General features: G+C 71.2%; 6 protein-coding genes. 1 reads left to right on the plus strand and 5 read right to left on the minus strand.

The annotated features are described in order from the left end of the window. Positions 1 to 143: 143 nt before the first annotated feature. The 4 genes from ACFY4B_RS29720 to ACFY4B_RS29735 form a co-directional block, all read right to left on the minus strand. Positions 144 to 1670 carry a M1 family metallopeptidase gene (locus ACFY4B_RS29720; protein WP_387973058.1) on the minus strand — a complete coding sequence of 509 codons (1527 nt, stop codon included), beginning with the start codon at positions 1668 to 1670 and terminating at the stop codon, positions 144 to 146. A 196-nt stretch (positions 1671 to 1866) separates the two neighbouring features. Beyond that, the gene (locus tag ACFY4B_RS29725) at positions 1867 to 2739 is read right to left on the minus strand and encodes a sulfurtransferase (protein WP_387973061.1); all 873 of its coding nucleotides are present in this window, start codon (positions 2737 to 2739) and stop codon (positions 1867 to 1869) included. Positions 2740 to 2904: 165 nt separating this feature from the next. Further along, positions 2905 to 3231, minus strand: coding sequence for a hypothetical protein (locus ACFY4B_RS29730; protein WP_049658296.1), 327 nt, complete (start codon positions 3229 to 3231; stop codon positions 2905 to 2907). 151 nt (positions 3232 to 3382) lie between these two features. Then, positions 3383 to 4048: a polysaccharide deacetylase family protein gene (locus ACFY4B_RS29735; protein ID WP_158077770.1), complete on the minus strand. Its 666-nt coding sequence runs from the start codon at positions 4046 to 4048 to the stop codon at positions 3383 to 3385. A 430-nt stretch (positions 4049 to 4478) separates the two neighbouring features. On the opposite strand from ACFY4B_RS29735, the gene ACFY4B_RS29740 reads away from it, so the two are divergent. Further along, positions 4479 to 5339 carry an SAM-dependent methyltransferase gene (locus tag ACFY4B_RS29740; RefSeq protein WP_387973064.1) on the plus strand — a complete coding sequence of 287 codons (861 nt, stop codon included), beginning with the start codon at positions 4479 to 4481 and terminating at the stop codon, positions 5337 to 5339. A 100-nt stretch (positions 5340 to 5439) separates the two neighbouring features. Here the strand turns inward: ACFY4B_RS29740 and ACFY4B_RS29745 are convergent, their stop codons facing one another. Further along, positions 5440 to 6309 (minus strand): Fpg/Nei family DNA glycosylase, encoded by an 870-nt coding sequence (locus ACFY4B_RS29745; RefSeq protein ID WP_387973067.1) that lies wholly within the window; start codon positions 6307 to 6309, stop codon positions 5440 to 5442. Positions 6310 to 6538: the final 229 nt, after the last annotated feature.

Consider the following 6538-nt stretch of genomic DNA (forward strand, 5'->3'; position numbering starts at 1 on the left):
GAACGATGGGGTTGAACCGATCCTTGTCCCGTCAACCCCTCCCCCACTCCCTTCCGGTGAGATGTTCATAAAAAGAAACGCGCCGACATGACGGCTTCGCGCCCGCGCCCCGAAGCCGTCACGCCGACCATTCCGACATGTCGTCAGCTGTGGGACTGGTGCACCGAGTTGGTCTCCTGGATCTGCTTCCAGGACTTCGGCTCCGCCGGCAGCTGACCCTCCGCCCGGCCCGCACCCGGGGCCAGCGAGGCGGCGGCCGCGGCACCCGGCGGCACCGGCCCGACCGCCGGCTTGCCGGGGGTGAACAGCCAGGTGTTCAGCACGTCCCCGAGCTTCTTCCCGGAGACCTTCTCCGCATAGGCCTGGAACTCCGGGATAGTGGCGTTGCCGTAGCGGCGCTCGGTGGGCCAGCCCTTCAGGATCTTGAAGAACTTCTCGTCCCCGACGGCGTTGCGCAGCGCCTGGACGGCCACCGCACCCCGGTCGTACACCGCGCCGGAGAACTGGTCGTCCGGGCCCGGGTCGCCCGGCTTGACCTTCCAGAACGGGTCGTCGGCCGGGTGCGAGGCGTAGACGTAGTCGGCGAGCTCCTGCGCGGTGCCCTCGTTCTCGTGCTCGGACCAGAGGAACTGCGAGTACCGGGCGAAGCCCTCGTTCAGCCAGATGTCGCTCCACTTGGAGAGCGAGACGCTGTCGCCGTACCACTGGTGGGCCAGCTCGTGGACGACCACCGAGGTGTTGGTGCCCCGGGCGAACTGCCGGGGGCTGTAGAAGATCCGGGTCTGGGTCTCCAGGGCGTAGCCGGTCGGCACATTGGGGACGTAGCCGCCGACCGAGCTGAACGGGTACTCGCCGAAGTAGCCGCTCAGCCAGTCCACCAGCTCGCCGGTGCGCTCGACGCTCGCCCGCGCCGCGTCCGCGTTCTCGCCGAGGTCCTTGCTGTACGCGTTGTAGACCGGCAGCCCGCTCGGCGTGGTGTCCCGGGTGATGTCGAACTTGCCGACCGCGAGCGTGGCCAGGTACGTCGCCTGCGGCTTGTTCTCCCGCCAGCTGTACCGGGTCCAGCCGGCCTGCGAGGTGGTGCCCGTCAGCACGCCGTTGCTGATCACCTGGTTGCCGTCCGGGACGAGCACCGAGACGTCGTAGGTGGCCTTGTTGCTCGGGTGGTCGTTGCTCGGGAACCACCACCAGGCGGCCTCGGGCTCGTTCGCCGCCACGGCGCCGTCCGGGGTCCGGTGCCAGCTGGTGAAGCCGTACTTCTTCACGGTGGAGGGCACACCCTTGTAGCGCACCACCACGGTGGCCTGGGAGCCCTTGGCGAGCGGCCGCGCGGGGGTGATCTCCAGCTCCTGCTCACCGCTGGTGGCGAACTTCGCGACCCGGCCGTTGACCCGCACCTCCGAGACGTCCAGCGCGAAGTCGAGGTTGAACCGGGAGAGGTCCTGGGTGGCCGTGGCGAGGATGGTGGTGGTGCCCTCCAGCTCGTCCGTGGCGGGCTGGTACTTCAACCGGATGTCGTAGTGCGAGACCCGGTACCCGCCGTTGCCGTAGGTCGGGTAGTACGGGTCGCCGACCCCGGCCGCGCCCGGCTGGAAGCCGGAAGCCGAGGCGGGAACGGCCAGGAACAGGCTCAGGGCACTGGCAGCAGAGACGATCAGCCTCTTGCGCACGTGGTCCTCCAGGGATCACCGGAACGATTGGGTCGGATCGATCCTTGTCCCGGCAGCCCCTCGTCCACTCCCCTCCGGTGAGATGTTCATGAAAAGAAACCCGCCGACACGACGGCTTCGCAGCCCAGCCGCGAAGCCGTCACGCCACCCCACCCACCCCTGAGGCCCCTGAAGCCCCTCGCACCCCTCCTGCCCCTCACGCCCCGAGCACCACCGGCGCCCGCACCAACGAGCCGTACTCCGTCCACGAGCCGTCGTAGTTCTTCACGTGCGGGTACCCGAGCAGCTCGGTGAGCGCGAACCAGGTGTGCGCGGACCGCTCGCCGATCCGGCAGTACGCGATCACCTCGCGCTCCGGCTCCACGCCCTTCCCCCCGTACAGCGCCCGCAGCTCCTCCGCCGAACGGAACGACCCGTCGTCGTTGGCCGCCTGGGACCACGGGATGTTGACCGCGCCCGGGATGTGCCCGGGCACCTGCGCCTGCTCCTGCGGCAGGTGCGGGGGCGCGATCAGCTCGCCCCGGAACTCGGCCGGCGAGCGGACGTCCACCAGCACCGCGTCCGCCCCGGGCTTGGCGAACACCTCGGCCCTCGCCAGCACCTCGTCCCGCAGCGCCCGCAGCTCCGGCCGCTCGGGCCCGCCGAGCCGGAACCCGCTGTGCTGGTAGTCCATCACCGCACGGGTGAGCTCCCGCTCCTCCAGCTCCCACTTCTTGCGCCCGCCGTCCAGCAGCCGCACCGGCCCGAAGCCGCGCAGCCGCAACAGCCAGTAGGCGTAGGCGGCGAACCAGTTGTTGTTGCCCCCGTAGAGCACCACGGTGGTGTCGTCCTCGACCCCGGCCGCCCGCAGCAGGTGCTGGACGCCGTCGCGGTCGATGTAGTCCCGGCCGACCTGGCTGTGCAGGTCGGTGGTCCAGTTCCAGCCGACCGCGCCGGGGATGTGGTCCCGGTCGTAGGCCTCGGTGTCCTCGTCCACCTCGACGACCCGGATCGTCCCGTCGTCCAGGTGGTGGGCCAGCCATTCGGTGCGGACCAACGCCTCGGGGTGCGCGTAGCCGTTGCCGGTCATCCCAGGCCCTCCTTCGCTCTGCCCAGGCTGCGGCGCCCGACCACGGGCACGGCGGGCCGCGCGACGACGACAGGCGTACGGGCACGGCGAGGGGCCGGCGACCGGGCCGGACAGTTCGAACCTACGCCGCCCGCCCGGCCCCGGCCACCCCGCGCTCCCCGGGGCTCAGGAGAAGACCACGGAGCGCAGCTTCAGCCGGTCACCGAGCTTCTTGCCCGGGTTCATGACGTAGAAGACGTCGCCCGAGCAGCCGAAGTCCAGGAAGACCGTGGCCGTGGACTGGGTGCGGTTCTCCGGCGCGAAGCCCGGGTCCTCCTCGGTGGTCCACGGCAGGTCGATGCACTCGCGGCTCTGCGGGTCGGCCAGGCCCACGGGGACCCCGGGGCCGACCTTGTAGAGGAAGTCGCCCGTCGCGGCATTCGCGGAGAACGGGACGGCGAGGACGAGGGCGACGGCGCTGGCGGCGGCGAGCATGGCGTTGCGGAGACGCATGAGTGAGGGCCTTTCAGGTGGTACTCGGCAGTACCCGGTTAATTGGTGCGAGATCACCCTAGAGGCCCAAAAACCGCAGAAACGGTTCTTCTAATCCACCCATTCGAGTGGTTTAAGGGTTAAAACCGCGACCTGCCCCGTCATACGAAACTCAGTTCGGCGGAGCCGTGAAGAGATACCCCGAGTCGACGAGCACCGGCAGGTACGCCTTCAACGCCGCCACCGTCTGCGACCGGTCCCCGCCCCCGTCGTGGTTGAGCACGATCGACCCGGGCCGGACGTTCTTGAGGACCCGGTCGATGATCGCCGAGGTCCCCGGCCGGGCCCAGTCCCGCGGGTCCACCGACCAGGCCATGTTCCGCATCCCCAGGTCGGCGGCCACCTTGAGCGAGACCGCCGAGAAGTCCCCGCCCGGCGCGCGGAACCAGGTGGGCTGCCGGCCGGTGGTCCGCTGCAGCAGGTCGGAGGTGCGCTCCAGCTCGTCCCGCACCTTGCCCTCCGACATGTGCCGCAGGTCGGGGTGGGTCCAGGTGTGGTTGGCGATGTGGTGGCCGCGGTCCGCGATCTCCCGCACCAGGGCGGGGTGCTCGACCGCGTTCTCGCCGATCAGGAAGAACGTGGCCCTGATCCCGTACTGCTCGAACATCGACAGCACGGTCGGCGTGTACCGGGGGTCCGGCCCGTCGTCGATGGTGAGCGCCACCACCTTCCGCTCCGGGTCCAGGTCGTACACCGGCTTGCTCTCCGCCTCGGAGAGCGCCCGGCGCACGGGCACCGCGCTCGGCGCGGCGCCGGACGGCGGCGCCGGCGAGGGCACCGCGGACGGCGTGCCCCCCGGGGCCGCCACCGACGGCGCGGCCGACGCCCCCTCGGTCCCCGCCGGGGCCGCGGCATCGGCCGCCCCCGCCGCCGCGCCGCCCTCCCCGCCACCCCAGGGGCTCCGACATCCGGCGGCCGTCCCCAGCAGGGACATTCCGGCCGTAACCAGCAGCAATCTGCGCGAAGTAATCTGACGATCTGACAGCATTCTGGATGCTTCCCCCGGTCGCCCCCGCCGCTCCCCGACGGCAACTCCGACGGCCCCCATCACCACTCCGACGGCCCAGGGCGTGTCTGACGATTCCCGCCGTCCACTCCGCTTCCGAAGATCTTCCACGGATCTTCCCCGACCGGACGCTCCACCTCCCATCCGGACCGCTACGCTGTGCCTTCCCCAGTGTGATGATCTGCCATCAGAGGACGTGGCCATGACGACAAGTCAGGACTCCCCCCGCCAGGGCCCGCAGGACGACGACGCCGCCGAGCTCAGCCAGTGGGAACGCTTCGGTGTCGACACCACCGCCCCGCACTCTGCGCGCGTGTACGACTACTGGCTGGGCGGGAAGACCAACTTCCCGCCGGACCGCGCCATGGGGCAGGCCATCGAGCAGGCCGTACCGAGCGTCAAGGCGATGGCCAAGGCCAACCGGGCGTTCCAGGGCCGGGCCGTGCGCCACCTCGCCCAGGAGCACGGCATCCGCCAGTTCCTCGACCTCGGCACCGGCATCCCGACCTCGCCGAACACCCACGAGATCGCCGAGGCGGTCAGCCCCGGCACCCGGGTGGTCTACGTCGACAACGACCCGATCGTGCTCGCCCACGCCCGCGCCCTGATGGTCTCCAGCCCGGCCAGCCGCACCACCTACATCCACGCCGACCTGCGCAAGCCCGAGGAGCTGTTCGCCGACCCGGCGCTCACCGCCACCCTCGACCTCACCCAGCCCGTCGGCCTGCTGATGATCGCCGTACTGATGCTGATCGCCGACGAGGACGACCCCTGGGGCCGGGTCGCCGCACTGCGCGACGCCCTGCCCGCCGGCAGCTGCATCGCCCTGACCACCCCCACCCCGGACTTCGACCCCGAGGCCGTCGGCAAGGTCGCCGAGGCCGCCCGGGCCGGCGGGATGACCCTGGTACCGCGCGGCTACAACGACGTCGTCCGCTTCTTCGACGGCTGGGACCTGGTCGAACCGGGTGTCGCCCCGGTCCTGGCCTGGCGCCCCGACGGCGAGCCCCCGGCCGACCCGAAGGCCGCCTACTACTGGGGCGGCGTCGCCATCAAGCGCTGACCAAACACCGACGACCGGGTGGGACGGCCAGAACCCGTCCCACCCCTCACTTCCCCTCCCCCTCACTTCTCCTCCCCCTCCCCCTCACTTCTCCTCCCCCTCACTTCAACAGCCGCGACAACCGCCGGTCCGCCAACGGCTTGCCCCCGGTCTGACAGGTAGGGCAGTACTGGAACGAGGAGTCCGCGAAGGACACCTCCCGAATGGTGTCCCCGCACACGGGGCAGGGCTCACCGGTCCGTCCGTGCACCCGCAGCCCGAGCTTCTTCTCCGCCTTCAGCTCCCCCGCCGCCAGCCCCCGCGAGCGCTCCACCGCCTCCCGCAGCGTGCCCCCGAGCGCCTCGTACAGCCGGGCCACCTCGTCCTCGGTCAGACTCGCGGCCAGCTTGTACGGCGACATCCGGGCCGCGTGCAGCACCTCGTCCGAGTAGGCGTTGCCCACCCCCGCCAACACCCCCTGGTCCCGCAGCACCCCCTTGAGCCGACGCCGCTCGCCCCGCAACAGCGCCGCGAAGTCCGCCAGAGTGAAGCCCGGGTCCAGCGGATCCGGCCCGAGCCTGGCCACCCCGGGCACCTCGGCCGGCTCCCGCACCACGTACACCGCCAGCCCCTTCTTCGACCCGGCCTCGGTGAGATCGAACCCGTCCCCGGCCTCTCCCGCCAACCGCACCCGCAACGCCAACGGATTGCGCGGAGAAGGCCGCGGCGGCTCAGCGGGCAGACCCTCCTTCCACCGCAACCAGCCCGCCCGGGCCAGGTGGACCACCAGGTGCAGCCCCTCCGCCTCCACGTCCAGGAACTTGCCCCGCCTGGTCACCGCCCCGACCGTCCGCCCCTCCAACGCCGTCACCGGCGGGTCGTACGTCTTCAACGCACTGATCGCCACCGGCTGCACCCGAGCGATCACCCGCCCGGTCAACCGCTCGGACAGGAAAGCACTCAACGCCTCGACCTCAGGCAGCTCCGGCATGCCCCCAGTCTCCCCCGACCCCCCACCCCCCGCCTGCGCTCCCACCCAGCGGGCGCGCAGGGCGAAAGCCCGCGCGCCCGCAACAAAACCTCCCCCAACACCCACCCACCCACAGCACCCCCCACCCACCCCCTCCTCCCCTCTGGCGAGAGGGACGCGCTGCGGGAGGGGGTGGCGCAGGGGGTGGCCGCGGAGAGGGGCGTGACGGGTGATTTTCAGACTGCCAACG

The organism is Kitasatospora sp. NPDC001261, assembly GCF_042896795.1.
In the GTDB taxonomy this organism is placed as follows: domain Bacteria; phylum Actinomycetota; class Actinomycetes; order Streptomycetales; family Streptomycetaceae; genus Kitasatospora.

What these genes read in the sequence shown, in the direction of transcription:
- ACFY4B_RS29725 (WP_387973061.1), bottom strand. Translation starts at nt 2,739, where the DNA reads ATGACCGGCAACGGCTACGCGCACCCCGAGGCGTTGGTCCGCACCGAA.
- ACFY4B_RS29740 (WP_387973064.1), top strand. Translation starts at nt 4,479, where the DNA reads ATGACGACAAGTCAGGACTCCCCCCGCCAGGGCCCGCAGGACGACGAC.
- ACFY4B_RS29730 (WP_049658296.1), bottom strand. Translation starts at nt 3,231, where the DNA reads ATGCGTCTCCGCAACGCCATGCTCGCCGCCGCCAGCGCCGTCGCCCTC.
- ACFY4B_RS29745 (WP_387973067.1), bottom strand. Translation starts at nt 6,309, where the DNA reads ATGCCGGAGCTGCCTGAGGTCGAGGCGTTGAGTGCTTTCCTGTCCGAG.